Origin of the sequence: Vibrio sp. 10N.261.52.A1 (assembly GCF_002876325.1) — a bacterium.
Classification (GTDB): Bacteria; Pseudomonadota; Gammaproteobacteria; order Enterobacterales; family Vibrionaceae; genus Vibrio; species Vibrio chagasii.
This window is the reverse complement of record NZ_MCYD01000506.1, coordinates 1-1159: the sequence shown is the minus strand read 5'-3', so window position 1 is coordinate 1159 and position 1159 is coordinate 1. Positions and strand designations below refer to the sequence as shown.

Here is a 1159-nt window from a genome sequence, read left to right as displayed (position 1 = left end):
GCCTTAAACGCCTTGTTATAACTCAGCTACTCGCTCAAGATCTGATTTAGTAAACAGAGGGGAAAACTCCAAACCTAAAGCTTCCAAATTAGCACGCCCTGAACCCTCGCGATCGATAACGCACAGAACATTATTTACTACTGCACCACGCTCTCGTAGTTCCTTAACAGCGTCAATAATAGCACCACCAGAAGTAACCACATCTTCGATAATTACAAGTTCTTTACCCTGAATATCGCTACCCTCAGCTAGCTTGCAAGTACCATACGTCTTTGCTTCTTTTCGAACAAACAAAACCGGACTATCCGTCGCTAAAGAGATCGCAGTCGCTATTGGGATTCCTCCCATTTCCAACCCGGCTAATTGATCGAAGTCCTCAGGAAGTAGACTAGATAAATGCTGGGCAATTGATCGTAGTATTCTAGGATTTGCTTCAAATAAGTATTTATCAAAATACTCAGTGGCTGTGATACCAGAACGGAGTAGAAATTCACCTCGAATATTTGAAACGTCATAAATCTCTTTTGCCAACTGATCCTTGTTCATATTTTCTCCAAATTTAATGTTGAGTTATAACGCCTTGTTAAGTAGCAGCTAACTACCACTGCACTCAAACAAGACCACCGTAATCACTAAGCTCAACCAAACCAAAATCGCCGAGCGTTAGCTGTCAGCTTGAACAAATTGTTAGGCGCGTTCTTTTTCTAGTGCGTATTCTTTTGAACCACAAGCTACTTCCCATAGATGACCATCTGGGTCAGAGAAGTAACCCGAGAAACCACCCCAAAACACTGGTTGTCCATCTTTGACAATATTGCCACCGTGAAGCTTGGCTTTTTGTAGTAGAGATAAAACCTCTTTTGAAGAACTCACGTTGTGAGCAAGAGTAATACCCGAAAACCCGCTACCTTGTTGAGAGATGCCAATATCCTTGGTCAATTCATCTCTTGGAAACAAAGCTAACTCTGCACCATCCAAGTGATAGAAAATAATTTCACTAGATTCGTAGTCAGTTCGCTCAAGCTCAAGTACCGACTCGTAAAACTTCGCCGAGCGTTCAAGACTTACCACACCTAATGTCAAAACTGACAACTTTCTCATTCAAATCCTCTGAGCGCCTAACGCCCTGTTAAGGTGTGAGCAACGCAATACCGATGCT

The 1159-nt window shown here is 42.5% G+C and carries 2 protein-coding genes; both read right to left on the bottom strand.

Features of this window, described 5'->3' with window-relative positions; translation table 11 throughout:
* Positions 1 to 15 precede the first annotated feature (15 nt).
* Positions 16 to 546, bottom strand: a complete 531-nt coding sequence (gene pyrE, locus BCT81_RS06360) for an orotate phosphoribosyltransferase (RefSeq protein ID WP_102423560.1) — start codon at positions 544 to 546, stop codon at positions 16 to 18.
* 141 nt (positions 547 to 687) lie between these two features.
* Complete coding sequence (locus BCT81_RS06355) at positions 688 to 1101, bottom strand: VOC family protein (protein ID WP_102423559.1); 414 nt, start codon at positions 1099 to 1101, stop codon at positions 688 to 690.
* Positions 1102 to 1159 lie beyond the last annotated feature (58 nt).